This is a genomic window from Rhizobium sp. 05N49, from assembly GCF_056396805.1.
The window spans coordinates 20,381-36,652 of sequence record NZ_JBFTME010000029.1; the positions used below are offsets into that span (position 1 = coordinate 20,381).

Below are 16,272 nucleotides of genomic sequence, written 5' to 3' on the forward strand. Positions count from 1 at the left end.
CGGCGGACAAAAAAGTTCCTTGAGTCTCTGTAGTAACATGAAACGCCCTCGGTCAGGTCTTACGACCGAGGGCATCTCATATCGGCCGGAAGCCGTTATCGCAGCGCCGGGCAGCCGCGAACGTTGGCAAAGCTGATCTCGTCGGGACCTCGACGCGTCCAGCCCTGAACGATCACGCGCCGTGGCGTGACGTCGACGACGCGAGCGCGGCGGAAGCCGAAATCACGCGCCTTGTCCTCTGCCCATCGGGGATCGCAGCCACCGCGCGGCGGACGACCCCAACCGGGCGGCGAATGAGGCCGGCCCCAATCCCTGTCAGACTCGTAGCGCGGTGGCGGGCCTCTGTCATAACCGTCGTAATACTGCGCCGACGCGATGCTCGAGGTGGAGGCTGCGGTGCCAAGGGCAAGCAGAATGCCGATGGCAGATTTCGTGAAGTTGATCATCAATCCAATTCTCGTTGGGGCAAACGCGTGCGAGGGTAGGGCGCATCATGGCAAACTGATGGCCAAGGACGCTGTCGCCACGCGGCGAGATAATTTGCCGTGCAAGCCCAATGGGTTAATGTCGCCTTCCCGCCTGTGTATAACGGTGCGCATGATCACGGTTTCACGCCAGCAAAGCCTGGATACTCAATGGCAGGTCGCAATGATCAAGGACCCGCCCGAGACCGGGTGGGTCGCGTTCGCCGATCTCAGCCGAGCGTTTCCGAAAAAAGCTCGAGCAGGCGCTTCCAGTGTCGCTCGGAGCCCTTTTCGCTGTAGGTCTCGCCGCGATCGGGAACCGTCCAGCCATGCGACATGCCGATATAATTCTCGATGATGTGGTCGACGCCGCCGGTGCGGAGCGCCTCGGCAAGCCGCGCGGATTGTTCAGGCGGGAAGCTGCCATCGACGCCGGCAACGCCGACATAGACGCGTGCCTTGATGCCACTGGCAAGGCGATGCGGGCTGTCAGGCGCCTCGCTTGCGAGATTGCCGCCGTGGAAGCTTGCGGCAGCCGCGATCCTGTCGGCATAAGTGGCCGCTGCCGTCAGCGCCCGGCCGCCGCCCATGCAATAACCGACGGCACCGACCGGACCGGAAACGCCTTCGGCCTCCAGCGCGTCGAGGAAGGCTGCGCTGTCGCGCCTCGTCATCTCCTGCGTCGTCTCGCGGATCATCTTCATGATCTCGGCACGCGCGGTCTCATTACCGAAGGAGGAGCCGTCGAAGGGGCCGTAGGAGCCGAAACGGTAGAAGAGATCGGGAGCAAGCACGACATAGCCGGCATTCGCCAGGCGTTCGCCCATGATATCGATGGCCTCGCGCGGCCCGAGCGCGTCCATATAGTAGAGAACACCAGGCAGGAGCTTGCCCTCGCTGCCTTCGGGACGGAAAACTGACGCCCTGGCAATGCCGTCAGCCGTTGTGATTTCAATACCGCGTTTCATGGGCCAATTCCTTTGATTTTATAGAAGCAGCCCGCAAGCCGCTGCCGCCAATCTGGCAAAGGCCGGCAACAGTCTCAAGACACGAATGCGTGGATTGAAACCTGCCGATACACGGGCAGGGATTTTCGTTGCGCGGATCCCGCGCCTTCCGGCGACTGCCGTGCGGTCAGTCGAAATCGCCGGATCGCTGCAATGCCCCTGCAATCGTCCATCCACACTTTGGCGGCATCGTTCAGCGCGACGACGGTCCCAGGCGATTGCCGATTGTCCGGATCGATGGCATGAGTGGCGGGGACCGGGTCGAGGGCGTTCCCGGATCGGTCCGGGCTGCGACAGTCGCCGGCTATCCGGGCAGGATTGCGCGATTGGCTCGAAACCCGGCGAGCTCTTGAGGGGATATGACATCGATGGCGAAAGCAGCCGCAGCCGGAAGATATGTTCTTGCCTACCTGTCCTGGCCGCTGGTGTTTTTCTCCGGCCTGACGGGCGCCTATTTTGCCTTCGCCGGCGACCGGCCGATGCTTGGCTTTGCGGCGGTCTATGCGGGAGAAGTCCTGCTTCTCTTCCTGCTCGAACGCACCATTCCCTACGAGCAGCGCTGGCTGCAGGCGGATGGCGAAACGGCCAACGATATCGCCCATACGGTTCTGACCAAGGGACTGGTGCAACTGGCAGCACTCGCGGCGGCGATCTTTCCGATGCTCGCCGCCGGCCTGCTGCAGCCGCTTGCCGCCATGCAGTTCAGTCTCTGGCCGTCATCCTGGCCTATGCTCTTCCAGGCGACCCTCGCCGTCGTCATTGCCGAGTTCGGTCTATACTGGGCGCACCGCATCGCTCATGAACGGCTGTTCTTCTGGCGCTTCCATGCCCTGCACCACAGCGTCACCCGCCTCTGGGTCATCAATACCGGCCGTTTCCACGTCATCGATTCCCTGTTCAAGATCGCACTGAGCCAGATCCCGCTCTACCTGCTCGGAGCCCCGCTGCAGGTCTTCTGGTGGCTCGGCGCGGTCACGGCCTTCATCGGCATCCTGACCCATTGCAACGTCGACATGCGGACCGGCCTTTTCGATTTCGTCTTCTCGACGCCCCGGCTGCACCRCTGGCACCATTCGAAGGATCTGCGCGAAGGCAATACCAATTACGGCGAGAATGTCGTGCTGTTCGACCAGCTGTTCGGCACCTATTTCAATCCCGATCGCCCATCCTCGACCGATATCGGCATCAAGGGCCAGATCGCTCCCGGCTTCGTCAGCCAACTGACACAGCCCTTCACCAAGGACGGCGTGCGGCAAATCCTCGGCCTTAAGCCCAAGCGGGGTTGAGACCCGGCCTTGGTCCGTCATCATTTCATGACAATCGGCCCGTAAGAGCCTGCAAACCTCGACGGAAACGGACGGGACGGCGATGACGACGTTGAAACAGGTTGCGCTGAGGGCAGGATGTTCCATGGCGACGGCAAGCCGGGTGCTGAACCTCAGCGGTCCCGTCAGCCGGGCCGCCGCCCTTCGCGTACGCCGTGCGGCGGCAGAAGTCGGTTATCGGGCGGCCGCGCCTTCGGCCCGCAGCGGCCGCCGTCCTGTTATCGGCGTGCTGGTGCCGAGCGTCACCAATCCGGTCTTTGCCTCATCGCTCTCAGGCATCCAGAACCGCATGCTGGTCGCCGGCCACAGCGTCCTCATTGCGCAATCGAATTACGATCCCGATCAGGAGGCCGATGCCGTGGCAGGGTTGCTCGGCGAGCGGCCGACCGGGTTGATCCTGACGGTTTGCAATGGCGAGACGAGCCCGGCACTGGCACAGGACCTGCCGCCAACGGTGCTGCTCGGCAGCTCCCCGACGGCCCGATATCCGGCTGCCGTCACCGTCAACAATTATGCGGCCGGCTGCCGGTTAACCGAACATCTTCTCTCCATGGGGCACCGGCGCATCCTCTATGTCTCGGGCAGCTTCAAGGCGTCTGACCGCGCGCTCCTGCGCTACCGCGGTTATCTGCAGACGATGGCGGCGGCCGGTGTCTCCCCGCTCGAGGCCATAGAGGTGCCCTTCGTCAGCGGTTACGACCAGATGGATCTCGGCCAGGCCCTGCGGGCATTCGCGCCGACCGCGATTATCGGCTCGAACGACCTGATCGCGCTTGGCGTCATCGGCGCCGTCAATCGCGAGGGCCTGCGGGTGCCCGAGGATATCTCGGTTGCCGGCTTCGATGGCATCGCCATCGGCAAGCTCATCAACCCGACACTGACCTCGATCGAAATGCCGGATCTCAGCATGGGCGCGACGGCGGCATCGCTGCTGCTCGATATCGTCGAGAATAACGCGCCGTTGAGACACCTGGAATTGTCGCATGCCTTGCGCCCCGGCGGCACGGTGCGGAACCTCCAGAAAGAAGAAACCGCCGCACCCCTCATGGGTTGCGACGGTTCCGGATCGAGACCGCGGGCCGCTTGAGCCCGCGACCCATTGCAAAAATCAGCTGCGCGGCAGCATGCCTTCGACGTCGGAAGCTGCGTCGTCGAGGGCTTCCTTCGGCTCAGCCGAGCCATCGACGATGCGCGACAGGTTGTCGACGATCGTCTGGGTGACCTTGACGCCGTTGGTGCCGGGGAAGGCATACCAGGGGATCATGCGCGGCATCTGGCTGAGGCCGGCCTGGAAGAGCGGGTTCTTCTTGTAGAAGTCGCCAAGATATTCGGCCGACTTGGCGGCAAGCTCGTTGTTCGGCACGTAGCCGGTGCCGGGAACGACGACCGAGGCGCCATAGGGGCCAGCGGCGAACTTGGCGAACTTCCAGGCTGCTTCCTGCTTGGCCGGATCCTTGGCGAGGATGACGACGGCGTTGCCGCCGGTCGGCAGGTGGCCCTTTTCAGGGTCGATCAGCGGGATCTGGGCGGTGCGCAGGTCGAACTTGGCGCCGACATTCTTGATCGTGTTGACGAGCGCGCCCGTAGTCTGGAATTCGAAGCCGACCTTGCCGGCTGCAAAGGCCTGTTCGCCCGCTGCCTTGGTGAAAACCGGCATGCCGCCTTCCTTGACGAAGCGGCTGATCAGTTCGACGGCCTTCTGTCCCTCAGGACCGTTGAAGGTGACCTTCTGTTCGTCGTCGCTCAGCATCTTGCCGCCAGCGCCGAAGAGGAGGGCCGAGAACATCCAGTCGTCACCCTGCCAGCGGAAGTCCATGCCGTCGACGCCGTTGCCGAGCGCCTTGATCTTGCCGGCGAGCGCGATCACTTCGTCCCAGGTCTTCGGCGGGGTATCGGGATTGCCGCCGGCGGCCTTCACGAGATCGGCATTGTAATACATGATCGGGTTGGAGGTGGCGAAAGCGAGGCCAACCTGCTTGCCCTTGACCTGGGCGAGCTTCAGGATCGTGTCCGAGAAGCCCTGCTCGGCCATGTTGCCTTCCTTCTGGACCAGCGGCGTCATGTCGACGGCGACATTGCGCTCGTTCAGCATACGCAGGCGGTTCAGGCCGATGAAGGTGACGTCGGGCATTTCAGACGTGCCGGCCTGGCGCAGGATCAGCTGGATGCCGTCTTCATAGGTCGCCGAAGGCGCGGCGAACTGGATCTTGATATCGGGGTTTTCTTCCATGAACTTCTTCGAGATCGTGTCCATCACGTCCTTGAAGAAGCCCGGCATCGGGTAATGGATCGTCAGCGTCGTTTCAGCGTGGGCCGGCAGGGCTGCCGCCACGGACAGAGCCGCTGCTGCGAGGAACTGGGTGAAATGCTTCATCGCTCGTTCTCCTGGGTTCAGCCGGTCAGCCTTTGAGACCGGTCATGGTGATACCCTCGACGAAGCGTTTCTGCGCAAACAGAAAGGCCGCAACGAGGGGAATGGTGATGATGATGGTGGCCGCCATCAGCGCGCCGTAATCGTCGCCGGCTTCCGCGGCGCGGAAATTCATCAGGCCGAGCGGCGGCGTGGCGTAGCCGGGCTTCGAGATGACGATCAGCGGCCAGTAGAGGTCGTTCCAGTGGGCGACGACCGAAAAGATCGCGAAGGCCGTCACCGCCGGCCAGGCATTCGGCACGATGACGCGCGAGACGATGCCGAGCTCCGACATGCCGTCGAGGCGGGCGGCATGGATCAGGTCGTCGGGCATCGCGCGGAAGAACTGCAGGAACAGGAAGATCGCAAAGACCGAGATGGTGAAGGGGGCGACCAGTGCCGTATAGCCGTTGAGCAGCGACAGGCTGTCGAAGGCGACATAAAGCGGCAGGGCCGTCGCATGGATCGGCACCAAGAGGCCGAGCAGCACCAGCACCATCATCAGCCGGGCGGCGCGGAATTTCAGCTTCGCCATGGCATAGGCGCAGGGGATGGCGACCAGCACCTGAAAGACGAAGATCAGCGCGCAGACGACGAAGCCGTTCCACAAGAGCGTGCCCATCGCCACCTTGTCGAGCGCCTTGGTAAAATTCTGCACGTAGAAGAAATGTGTCGGGATCAGCGAGAGCGCGGCCGTGAATATATCGTCCTGCGATTTGCCGGCCGCCGAGATCATGAAGATATAGGGCGCGAGGAAGACGATCGCGCCGAGAAGAAGCAAGGCAAGGCGGATCAGCCGGCCGAGGGTGAAACAGGAGCGCGTCTTCATGAATAGTGCACCCGCCGGTCGAGGAAGCGGTATTGCAGGAACATCATGACGACGAGGATAGCGAGGAAGACGACCGTCATGGCCGAGGCATAGCCGACCTTCATGTAGACGAAGCCCTCCTGATAGATCGTGAAGAGCAGCACCTCGGAAGCGTGGTTGGGGCCGCCGTCTGTCAGCGTCTTCACCGTCTCGAAGGTCTTGACAGCATTGATGATGCTGATCGTGGTGACGAAGAGCGCCGTCGGCCCGAGCATCGGCCAGGTGACGAGAAAGAAGCGGTCGAGCGGGGATTTGGCGCCATCGATCTCGGCGGCGGCATAAAGCTCGCGCGGGATCGCCGTCAGACCGGCCAGGAACAGCACCATGTTGAAGCCGACCGTTTGCCACACGCCGATGATCGACAGGCTGTAAAGCGCGGTCGCCGAAGAGCCGAGCCAATTCGGCTTCGGCAGGCCGGCAAGACCGATCAGCGCATTGAGCGGGCCGATGGTCGGGTGGAAGAGATATTGCCAGACGGTCGCCATGGCGACGATCAGCGAGACGACGGGCAGGAAATAGGCGGTGCGGAAGAAGCTCTTTCCCCAGCCCTCGCTCTCGATCAGCATGGCGACGCCGAGGCCGAGCAGGATCGAAACGGGTGCTACGATCGCCGTATAGACCGTCGTGTTCCACAGCGACTTGCGGAAGGTGCGGTCCGTGAACAGCTCTGCATAGTTCTCGAAGCCGACGAAGCGGAATTTGCCGGCCCCAAGCTCGAAATCGGTAAAGCCGAGAACGAGCACGGCGACGATCGGCAGCAGCACGAAAAGTACGATGAGGACGATTGCAGGCGTTGCCAGCATCCATGCGGTCTGCGCCTCGCGCCGTTCATGCTTTACCGCCGATGCGACCGGGCGGATCTCGCCGGCAGCGATACTAGCCATGAGCCTTCTCCCTGGCGGTATCGGCGGGAAGGGCACTCGTGCGAAGACGACGACCATCGGCTGCAAAGACCATCGCCTTGTCGGGCTGGAAGGAGAGGGCAACCGCCATGCCGGCGGCAAGGCCTGCGGCATCGGCTGGTGCAAGCTTGGCAAGCACGGTCTCGCCGATCGCATTCAGCCGGCAGAACAGGATCACCTCTGACCCCAGGAATTCCAGGCGCTCGATGCGGGCGGAAAGCGAGGTCTCGCCCTCGGCGGCAAGGCGGACGAATTCCGGGCGGATGCCGACCGTTACCTCGGAACGGGCAGGATTGGTCTCTTCCAGCGCCAGTCGGATATCGCCGAAGGCGACTGTTCCGTGCTCGGCGCGCGCCGGCAGAAGATTGATGCGCGGCTGGCCGACGAAGCGGGCGACTTCGATATGGGCGGGATCGTCATAGATGACCTGCGGCGCCGCCAGCTGCAGCAGCTCGCCGCCGATCATCACGGCGACCCGGTCGGCCATGGAAAGCGCCTCGGCCTGATCGTGGGTGACATAGACCGTCGGCACGCCGGCGCGGCGATGCAGCTCCACGATCTCGCCGCGCGCGTGAACGCGCAGGTTGGCGTCAAGGTTGGACAGCGGCTCGTCCATAAGGAAGACGCTCGGATGGCGCACCATGGCGCGGGCGAGCGCCACGCGCTGCCGCTGGCCGCCCGACATCTGGCCGGGCTTGCGTTCCAGGAGATGATCGATCTTCAGGGCCTTTGCCGTCTCCCGCACGTCCTTGGAAATGCCGGAGCGAATGGCGCGGTAGCCGGGCATGGCGGGGCCGAGGAAAGGCAGGCGCTGCACACGGCTCAAGCGCCGCATGGCAAGCGGCACGGCGATGTTCTGGCCGGCCGTCAGGTGCGGATAGAGCGCGTAGGACTGGAAGACCATGGCGATGTTGCGGTCGGCCGCCGCCACGTCCGACATTTCCCGCCCGCCGATGACGATCTCGCCGCTATCGGCATGATCGAGGCCGGCAAGGATGCGCAGAAGCGTGCTCTTGCCGCAGCCCGAGGGGCCGACGAGGGCGATGAATTCGCCTGGCTCGACGTCGAGGCTGATATTCTTCAGGATAGCGTTATCGCCATAGGATTTCCTGATGGCCGAAAGCGAGAGCGCACTCATTGCGCCGGCTCCCTCTGCACCTTGTGGGCCTCGTGCGGATAGACTTCGGCGACGACGTCATCGAGCACATGCGCCTTCATGCCCGATACGGCGACAATCTCGCTCGTGACATCATCGCCGAGATCGTGAAGCACGGCGCCGATGAGCTTCTCGCCTGGCATCTCGCGCTCCATCGTGCCGATGATGAAGGAGGCCGCTGGACCCCAGACGAGTGAGGTGTCGTTGAAGCGGCCTTTCCAGGCCCAGTGCAGGTGGCCGCTGGCATAAAGCGCGACGTCATGGGCAGCGATCAGGTCATAGAGCCTCTGACGCTGTGCCGGGCGGATGCTCCAGTAGCCGGTGTCGCCTTCATCAGGCGTGTCGACAAAGAGCGGCTTGTGGGCAAACATTGCAACGCGCCGGCCGGCGCGTGTGGCAAGTGCTCTTTCCAGCCATTCAAACTGCGTTTCCTGCTCGTCGTTTTCCATGCCCATCAGCAGGCTGTCGAGGCCGATCAGGCGCCAGTTGCCGGCATCCTCGAGCCAGTAATCGGGGCCTACGAGGCTGCGCCAGCGGGCAAGCCTTGTCGCATCGACGGGCTGGAGCGAACCCGGAAGATGGCCGACATCATGATTGCCGGGAACGATCAGCATCGGGATCTTCACCTGCCGCATCAGATCCATGCAGAAGGTGAGGTCCCCGTCCTTGTCGGCGCCATCGACGGCGAGGTCGCCGGTATGGATGACGAGGTCGGCGCCACTGCCGTTGATGAAGTCCGCAAGCGGCTCCCAGTTGCCGTTGAAATGCGGTATCGACGGGCTGAAATGCGTGTCGGTGATCTGGACGATTTTCATGCCGGCGCTCTCCGATAGGCCCGCGGCACCTTTCCGGCGGCAGGCAAATGCTCTTGCCGCCTCTTTAGAGCCCGCCAATGTCAGGCGGGTTACAAGCGTTTCCACCCTTGTTCCATTTATGTCGTGCAATTGTCATGGAGCCGGTGGCAGCCGAAGCCAGATCCGCAATCCATCAGTCCCATCCGCCCTGGTCAGGATAAATCCACGCGCAAAGGACTGATCAATGAAAGCATTGATGGCGAACAGGAAACGGAGTTGGCCGCGGCCAATTCTTATCGGCTGTACCAATGGCGCAAGGACCGCAACCGACAAGCGGCGAACGGCGCAATGTGGAGAGGGCCATGTTCGATTGTTCATGCTGCAGAAGCTTCGACAATCTCGGCCGAACTGATATGGGGGAGCCACAGCATTTTACCGATCGGCTTCTCGCGTCCTTAAGAGCTGTCTGGCAAATTTCTCCTGACGACGGAGAGATCATGACCCGCAAGAACTTCGCAATATATAGCAGTGTGTTCACCGCCCTGTGGATTGCCGTTACGATCGGTTTTCCGCTTATCCTCTTTGCGGCCGTGAAGATGACAGCCTGCGCTGCCGATACCTGCGGCGCCGTCGCTCTGATGTTCGGCCTGTTTGGCCGTATCCTCCTCGTATTCGTCTACGCTATCGCGATGCTGATATTGATCGCAAGGCGATGCGCGCATGCCGGTTTGAGTGTCTTGTGGACGCTTGCCGGGTTGCTGTGGTTGCTTGCGGCCCGTGATGTTCTTCTTGCCGGCTTCAATTTCTGGGCCGTCGGCTTTTCCCTCGGCATATTGTCCTTCAGGGCTCCCGTAACGATGCTCTTCTTCTTCGCCTTCATCATCTTCCTTTCTATCTGGAAGGGCGAGGACGAGAACCGCGACGGTGCGCTGACCATTCCCTGGCGGCTTGCAGGCATCAGCGCGTTTGTATCGGCGATGATCGCCGGGGTCATCTGCATCCCGATCGTCGCATCGTTCGGCTGGATCGTGGGCTTGCCGTCGGCCTCCGCGATCGACCTGATGTTTCTGATGGACCGCGTTCTGAGCCTCAGGATCGGGGAGCACTGGATCACCTATGTCGGTGAGCTATGGGTGCTTCTTGCGATCTTCGTCTGCGCCCTGGCATACCTCGTCTTCAGCCAAAGACGTGCGGATAGACGATCAGCGCCGCCGAACCCGAAGCCTGTATGATCGCATTCCGGTGATCAGTTGCCAGGCGATGGTTGCTGCTCGCGATGCCGGGCGATAAAGGCTTTGACCGCCGGAGCGCCTTCGCCCCTGCGATAGGCGATCGCCACGTCCGAGGTGACGGTGACGCTGCCGAGCGGTCGGTAGTAGATATCAGGCAGTTCCACGCGGCTCATCGATTGCGGCACCAGCGCTATGCCCATGCCGATGCCGACGAGGGCGGCGATTTCGGTGAAGTCGTGAGCCACCGCATCGACTGATGGTTCGAAGCCGGCCTCACGGCAGGCCTGTAGCGTGTTGCGGTGAAAGCCGACGTCCGGCGGCTGGCGCGGAGTGATGAACGTCTCCTGCGTCAATCGAGCCAGCGTATCGATCGGGCGCTCTGCGARTTCATGGCCGTCGGGGATCATGGCGACCAGCGGTTCGCGCAGCACGACCTGTACGAAAACACCTGATGGGATCGGGGCCGGCGCGCGGATATAGCCGAAATCGAGCAGGCCGTCGGCGATGCGCTGCAACTGCTGGCGCAGTTCCATTTCCTGCAGTTCGACCTCGACATAGGGATAGTCGCGCTTGAAATCCCTGATAGAGCCGACGACGGCACCGGAATAGGCGGCCGACGCCACATAGCCGATCGAGATGCGTCCGCTTTCGCCGCGCCCGGCGCGGTTGATGGCGGCAACCGTCGCTTCCGTCTGGGCGAGCACTTTCCTAGCCTCCTGAAACAAGGTCTCGCCCGAATGCGTCAGCTGCACGCCCCGGCGGCTGCGATCGAGCAGCGGTGTGCCGACAATCTTTTCAAGGCTCCTGATCTGCTGGCTGAGACCCGGCTGGGCGATGCCGAGCCTGCCAGCCGCACGTTCGAAATTCCGCTCTTCGACCAGGCTCACGAAGTATCGCAGGTGCCGGAGTTCGAAGCCGGGGTCGTTCAGCGCCATCATGTTCTCCTGGAAGAATTCAAATCTATGAGATCGGGCGCATTTCATAATCCAGACTTATGAAAAATTCGAGCCGCGTTTATTGGACCTCCGAAAAATAACATGATTATAAAAATCCAGTTTTACGGCATATAACGAGTCCCCAATGACCGGTTCTCTTCATCTCCTCAAATTTGCTTCCACCACAGCGCTGGCAAGCGCGCTTCTGGCGCCGCTGTTTCCGGCGGCCGCGCAGGATACCGGTCCGACGACGCTTGCCCCGATCGTCATCAGTAGCTCCAAGGACGAGGACCCGACGGCGCCGGTAAAGGGTTTCGTCGCCAGGACGAGTGCGACGGCCACCAAGACCGGCACACCGCTTCTCGAAACCCAGCAATCCATATCGGTACTGACCGCCGATCAGCTGAAGTCGCAGGATGCCGAAACCGTCGGCCAGGCGCTCGACTATGTACCCGGCGTCGTCGGCGAACCCTACGGCGCCGATCCGCGCTTTGATTCACCGCGTATTCGCGGTTTCGACAGCCGCCAGGCGCAGTTCCTGAATGGGCTGCGGATGATGCGCACGGCAGGTGCGCCTGCGGTCGACCCCTATCAGCTCGAGCGTATCGAAGTGCTGCGTGGCCCGGCTTCCGTCATGTATGGCCAGGGCAATCCCGGCGGCATGATCAATCTCATCAGCAAGCGGCCGGTCTTCGAACGTTTCGGCGAAGTGGGCGTGCAGGCCGGCAGCTATGATACCTACGGCACCTATTTCGACTTCGGCGATATCATTCCCGGCAACTCCGATTTCGCCTATCGCCTCACGGGGCTTGCAAGGACGGCGTCGGCGCAGGTCGAAGAACTGGACAATGACCGCTATTTCATTGCGCCCGCGCTCACCTGGCAGCCCGACGACGATACCAGGCTGACGATCCTGACCAGCATCCAGCACGACAATCCGAGCACGCCATCCGGCCTGCCGGCGCAGCTCACGCTGAATGCGACCGATAGCAACCGCCTGTCGCGGGATTTCTTCGTTGGCGACAAGAGCTTCGATATGTCCTCACGGACGCTCACCAATCTCGGTTATGAGTTCGAGCATCGGCTGAATGATACCTGGACCTTCCGCCAGAACCTCCGCTATCAGAATTTCGACTGGAATTATAAGGCGCTCGGCATGTCGACATTAGGCCTTACCGGCGGGCGAACGATCAATCGCAACGCCACGATCCAGGACGAGCTGCTCAACACGTTCAACGTTGACAACAACCTGCTTGCCGAATTCGATACCGGGGACGTCCAGCACAAGATGCTCTTCGGGCTCGACTATCGCTATTACAGCAATAATGTCGGCACGCAGTTCTGGCGTGCGAGCCCGCTCGATGCCTTCAATCCAGCCTATGGTTCGGTCCGGCTGATCGCCCCGACGCTCAGCACCTATGTCGATTCACAGATGACACAGGTCGGCCTCTATGTGCAGGACGAGCTCGCCTATGAGAACTGGCGCGCGACGGCAGCCCTTCGGCAGGACTGGGCAAGCACCGAGGGGACATCGACGAACCGGCTGACGGGCATTTCACGTCCTCTCGATCAGGACGATCACAAGCTGACCGGTCGGGCCGGTCTCAGCTATGTCTTCGACAACGGCATCGCCCCCTATATCAGCTACGCTACCTCCTTCGAGCCGGTGCCGGTTTCCGCAACGAGCGGCATTCTCCAGCCGACGACGGGCGAGCAGGTGGAAGTGGGTATCAAATATCAGCCGGAGGGCTGGAACGGCTTCTTCACCATCGCCGCCTACGACCTGAAGCAGGAGAACGTCCTGACGACTTACGCTTTGCCGGATGGCACGACGAGAACCGGTCAGATCGGGGAAGTCGATGTCAAGGGTATCGAACTGGAAGGCGTCGCCAGTCTCACAGACGGCCTCGACCTGCGCGCCGCCTACACCTACATGCAGGCCGAAATCGTTGGCGGTATCGACGATGGCAAGCGCCCGGACAATGTGCCCGAGCATGCCGCAAGCCTCTGGCTCGACTACACCTTCCCCGAGGATGCGGCGCTCGAAGGCTTCGGTCTCGGCGGCGGCGTGCGTTATGTCGGCCAGCGCTACGGCGATATCAAGAACACGCTCGATCTTGACGCCGTGACCCTCTTCGATGCAGCAGTGCATTACAAGAAGGACAATGTGACCGCCTCGCTGAACTTCAAGAACCTTGCCGACAAGGACTATGTTGCAAGCTGCAGCTCTTTCGGCTGCACCTATGGCGATGGCAGAACGGTGATGGGCAAGCTGACCTTTCAATGGTGAGTGAATTTCGAGACGAAAACGGACGAGGCATCAGCCGTCGGCGGGCGCTTGCGCTGCTGGCGGCCTTCGCCGTTCCAGGAAAGGCGCTTGCGGAAACACCGAAGCGCATCGCGGCGATCGACTGGGCTATGCTGGAGACACTGGTCGCGCTCGGCGTCATGCCGGTCGCCGCGACCGAACTCGTGCAGTTCCGCAAGGATGCAGTCGAACCCGTGCTCGCCCCCTCGGTTGCCGATCTCGGCCTGCGCGGATCGCCGAACCTCGAACTCCTGCGCCTGCTGCGCCCGGACCTCATCCTGATTTCGCCCTTCTATGTCAGGTTCGAGGCAAGCTTCCGCGCGATCGCGCCTGTCTTGTCGCTCCCATTCTACAACAGGGGAGAGCCGCCCTATCAGAAGGCCATCGATGCCGTCTCGGCGCTCGCCAGCGAACTCGGCCTCGAGGAGCGAGCACGTGCGGTGGTGGAGCAACAGGCAGCGCTCGTCGAGGAGACACGCCTCAGCCTGCAGGCATTTGCGTCCCGGCCGACCTATCTCGTCAACATCGGCGATGCCAGGCATGTGCGCGTCTTCGGCGCAGACAGCATGTTCGGCGATATCCTCGGCCGTCTCGGCCTGCCGAATGCCTGGACGGACCGCTCCCGCTATACGTTTGCCGCGCCGGTGCCGATCGAAAATCTCGCGGCCGACCCCGAAGCCCGCATCGTCATCATTTCCGATATCCCGGTCGAGGCCCGCAACGGCCTGAAGGAGAGCATGATCTGGCAATCGCTGCAGCCGGTGCGCTCTGGCCGCGTGCTGATGCTCGGCAACGTCAATCCCTATGGCGGCATCATCGCCGCAGCCCGCTTCACGCGGCTCTTCAAGGCGGCGCTGCTGTCGTCGGGGGAAAAGCCGTGACGAGATCCGCCGCATTATCAGCAGCACTTCTGGCCCTTGCCGCCTCTGCCGGCCTCTTCCTGTGGTCAGCACTGAACCATCTGCCCCTGGCCGACTGGCCGTCCCTGCCTTTCGATGCCGGGCGGATGACGACGCAGCAGATCATTTTCGCCTATGCCGTTCTGCCGCGCGGGGCGGTCGCGATACTGGCCGGTGCCGCTCTCGGGCTTGCCGGCGCCCTCTTGCAGCGCCTGCTGCGCAACCCGATCGCCGATCCCTCGACGCTCGGCGTTTCCTCGGGAGCGCAGCTTGCAATCGTCGCAGCGACGCTCTTCTATCCTGAAGTGCTCGATGGCTACCGCGCCTTCGTCGCGCTTGCCGGTGCCGCTGCGGCTATGGCTCTCGTCTTCCTGCTCGGTTGGCGTCGCAGCTTCGAGCCCATCACGATGGCGGTCTCCGGTCTTCTCGTCGGCATTACCTGCAGCGCGCTGTCAGCGGCAATGACGCTCTCGCAGGGTGAATATCTGATGTCGCTGGTGACCTGGAACGGTGGCTCGCTCAGCCAGCAGGACTGGTCGACGACGATAACACTTGGTCTGGAGCTGCTGCTCGGCATCGCCGTCACCCTCCTGTTGCTGCGTCCGCTGACCGTGCTCGGCCTCGGCGACAGCGGTGCCCGCTCGCTGGGTGTCGCGCTCGCCGGCACGCGCATAGCCGTTGCCAGCCTTGCCGTGGCGCTGAGCGCCGGCGTTGCCGCTGCCGTCGGCCTCGTCAGCTTTGTCGGCCTTGCCGCCCCGGCACTGGTGCGCCTGGCGGGTATCCGCACGACACGCAGCGTCCTGCTTCTGTCGCCTGTTGCTGGCGGCCTCTTGCTCTGGTTCTGCGATGGCGTCGTCCAGCTCGTTGCCGCCTCGGCCGGCGAGACCTTCCCGACGGGATCGGTGACGGCGCTGATCGGCGGCCCGCTGCTCATCTGGCTGCTGCCGCAGGTGCGCGCCGTCGAGCCGCCGCAACCGCCCGACAGCATCGTCGTTTCCCGTGCGCCGTTGTCGCGGCTCCTCTTCATCCTTTGCCTCCTGCCGCCGCTCGTCTGGGCGGCCCTCTGCATTGCCCGCCTGCCTGACGGTTGGATGTTGCTTGGCGGCGATCTCTTCTGGGAGCTTTTCCCCGCCCGCTGGCCGCGACTGGTTGCGTCGGCCGCCGCCGGCGGCCTGCTTGCCATGGCTGGCACCATCCTGCAGCGCCTCACCGGCAATCCGATGGCAAGCCCGGAGGTGCTGGGTGTCAGCGGCGGTGCCGGTGTCGGTTATGCCGTTGCCTTGAGTTTCTCCGCCAGTGCCGGCGCGTTCGAACTCTTCCTCGGGGCCGGCGGCGGCGCAGTCATCGTGCTCGCGCTCGTGGCGCTCTTTGCCGCCCACCGGCATCTTCCGCCGGAGCGGTTGCTGCTTGCAGGTATTTCCGTCAGCGCCTTCAGCTCGGCGATCCTCAGCGCTCTTCTTGCCGTTGGTGATCAGCGCGCCTGGCAGATTCTTGCCTGGCTTGGCGGCTCGGCTGCTGCGGCGACTCCCGACGTTGCAGCGTTCCTCGCCGCCCTCACTGTCCTGATCCTGATCATCGGCCTGATCTTCACGCGGTGGCTGACAATCCTGCCGCTTGGAGCACCCACCGCCTTGGCCCTCGGCCTGCCGTTGGTCGGCGCCCGCATGATGATGGTGCTGACGGCAGGCATTGCGACCGCTGCCGCCTCTCTGCTTGTCGGCCCCTTGAGTTTTGTCGGCCTGATGGCTCCCCACATCGCCCACCGCGCCGGCTTCGAAAAGCCAGGCAGCCGCCTTGTCGCCTCGGCTGTGATTGGCGCTGTGCTGATGGTGATCGCCGACCTCGGCGCCCGCACCGTAACCTTCCCCTACGAGTTGCCGCTCGGCCTTTTTGCGGCCTTCGCCGGTGCGCCTTACCTTGTCTGGATGATCGGCAAGAGGCCGTGACGCGGCCGCTTTTTAAAGACGATCAG

At 62.8% G+C, this 16,272-nt stretch carries 14 protein-coding genes; 6 read left to right on the top strand and 8 right to left on the bottom strand.

Annotation, left to right across the window (positions count from 1 at the left end; all coding sequences use genetic code 11):
- Window positions 1–95: 95 nt before the first annotated feature.
- Together AC1DF8_RS33050 and AC1DF8_RS33055 are read right to left on the bottom strand one after the other, a co-directional pair.
- Window positions 96–449, bottom strand: a complete 354-nt coding sequence (locus AC1DF8_RS33050) for a hypothetical protein (RefSeq protein WP_409564379.1) — start codon at window positions 447–449, stop codon at window positions 96–98.
- Window positions 450–694: 245 nt separating this feature from the next.
- Window positions 695–1,432 carry a dienelactone hydrolase family protein gene (locus AC1DF8_RS33055; protein WP_183879417.1) on the bottom strand — a complete coding sequence of 246 codons (738 nt, stop codon included), beginning with the start codon at window positions 1,430–1,432 and terminating at the stop codon, window positions 695–697.
- Between the two features lie 407 nt (window positions 1,433–1,839).
- Between AC1DF8_RS33055 and olsE the strand changes: the two genes are divergently transcribed.
- Complete coding sequence (gene olsE, locus AC1DF8_RS33060) at window positions 1,840–2,757, top strand: ornithine lipid hydroxylase OlsE (protein WP_478156904.1); 918 nt, start codon at window positions 1,840–1,842, stop codon at window positions 2,755–2,757.
- Window positions 2,758–2,839: 82 nt separating this feature from the next.
- Window positions 2,840–3,883, top strand: a complete 1,044-nt coding sequence (locus AC1DF8_RS33065) for a substrate-binding domain-containing protein (protein ID WP_112547486.1) — start codon at window positions 2,840–2,842, stop codon at window positions 3,881–3,883.
- Window positions 3,884–3,904: 21 nt separating this feature from the next.
- On the opposite strand, the gene AC1DF8_RS33070 is transcribed toward AC1DF8_RS33065, so the two are convergent.
- From AC1DF8_RS33070 to AC1DF8_RS33090, 5 genes are read right to left on the bottom strand one after another with little or no spacing between them, the layout of a single operon-like run.
- Window positions 3,905–5,170, bottom strand: a complete 1,266-nt coding sequence (locus tag AC1DF8_RS33070) for an ABC transporter substrate-binding protein (RefSeq protein WP_112547485.1) — start codon at window positions 5,168–5,170, stop codon at window positions 3,905–3,907.
- Between the two features lie 25 nt (window positions 5,171–5,195).
- Window positions 5,196–6,035 carry a carbohydrate ABC transporter permease gene (locus AC1DF8_RS33075; RefSeq protein ID WP_478156907.1) on the bottom strand — a complete coding sequence of 280 codons (840 nt, stop codon included), beginning with the start codon at window positions 6,033–6,035 and terminating at the stop codon, window positions 5,196–5,198.
- Window positions 6,032–6,958 (bottom strand): carbohydrate ABC transporter permease, encoded by a 927-nt coding sequence (locus AC1DF8_RS33080; RefSeq protein WP_478156909.1) that lies wholly within the window; start codon window positions 6,956–6,958, stop codon window positions 6,032–6,034. Before AC1DF8_RS33080 ends, AC1DF8_RS33075 begins: the two co-directional genes overlap by 4 nt.
- Window positions 6,951–8,114, bottom strand: a complete 1,164-nt coding sequence (locus tag AC1DF8_RS33085; RefSeq protein WP_478156911.1) for an ABC transporter ATP-binding protein — start codon at window positions 8,112–8,114, stop codon at window positions 6,951–6,953. The genes AC1DF8_RS33080 and AC1DF8_RS33085 overlap by 8 nt, the downstream gene beginning before the upstream one ends.
- Window positions 8,111–8,947 carry a metallophosphoesterase family protein gene (locus AC1DF8_RS33090; RefSeq protein WP_112547481.1) on the bottom strand — a complete coding sequence of 279 codons (837 nt, stop codon included), beginning with the start codon at window positions 8,945–8,947 and terminating at the stop codon, window positions 8,111–8,113. The genes AC1DF8_RS33085 and AC1DF8_RS33090 overlap by 4 nt, the downstream gene beginning before the upstream one ends.
- 476 nt (window positions 8,948–9,423) lie before the next feature.
- Between AC1DF8_RS33090 and AC1DF8_RS33095 the strand changes: the two genes are divergently transcribed.
- Complete coding sequence (locus tag AC1DF8_RS33095) at window positions 9,424–10,158, top strand: hypothetical protein (protein ID WP_478156914.1); 735 nt, start codon at window positions 9,424–9,426, stop codon at window positions 10,156–10,158.
- A gap of 14 nt (window positions 10,159–10,172) precedes the next feature.
- Here AC1DF8_RS33095 and AC1DF8_RS33100 read toward each other — a convergent pair whose 3' ends face one another.
- Window positions 10,173–11,093 carry a LysR substrate-binding domain-containing protein gene (locus tag AC1DF8_RS33100; RefSeq protein ID WP_478156943.1) on the bottom strand — a complete coding sequence of 307 codons (921 nt, stop codon included), beginning with the start codon at window positions 11,091–11,093 and terminating at the stop codon, window positions 10,173–10,175.
- A gap of 145 nt (window positions 11,094–11,238) precedes the next feature.
- Here AC1DF8_RS33100 and AC1DF8_RS33105 point away from each other — a divergent pair, with 145 nt between their 5' ends.
- The 3 genes from AC1DF8_RS33105 to fhuB are packed head-to-tail and all read left to right on the top strand — an operon-like array spanning window position 11,239 to window position 16,246.
- A complete protein-coding gene (locus AC1DF8_RS33105) occupies window positions 11,239–13,383 on the top strand; it encodes a TonB-dependent siderophore receptor (protein ID WP_478156916.1) in 2,145 nt (714 codons plus the stop codon).
- A complete protein-coding gene (locus AC1DF8_RS33110) occupies window positions 13,377–14,282 on the top strand; it encodes an iron-siderophore ABC transporter substrate-binding protein (RefSeq protein ID WP_478156918.1) in 906 nt (301 codons plus the stop codon). Before AC1DF8_RS33105 ends, AC1DF8_RS33110 begins: the two co-directional genes overlap by 7 nt.
- Complete coding sequence (gene fhuB / locus AC1DF8_RS33115; RefSeq protein WP_478156920.1) at window positions 14,279–16,246, top strand: Fe(3+)-hydroxamate ABC transporter permease FhuB; 1,968 nt, start codon at window positions 14,279–14,281, stop codon at window positions 16,244–16,246. Before AC1DF8_RS33110 ends, fhuB begins: the two co-directional genes overlap by 4 nt.
- The last annotated feature ends 26 nt before the right edge of the window (window positions 16,247–16,272 follow it).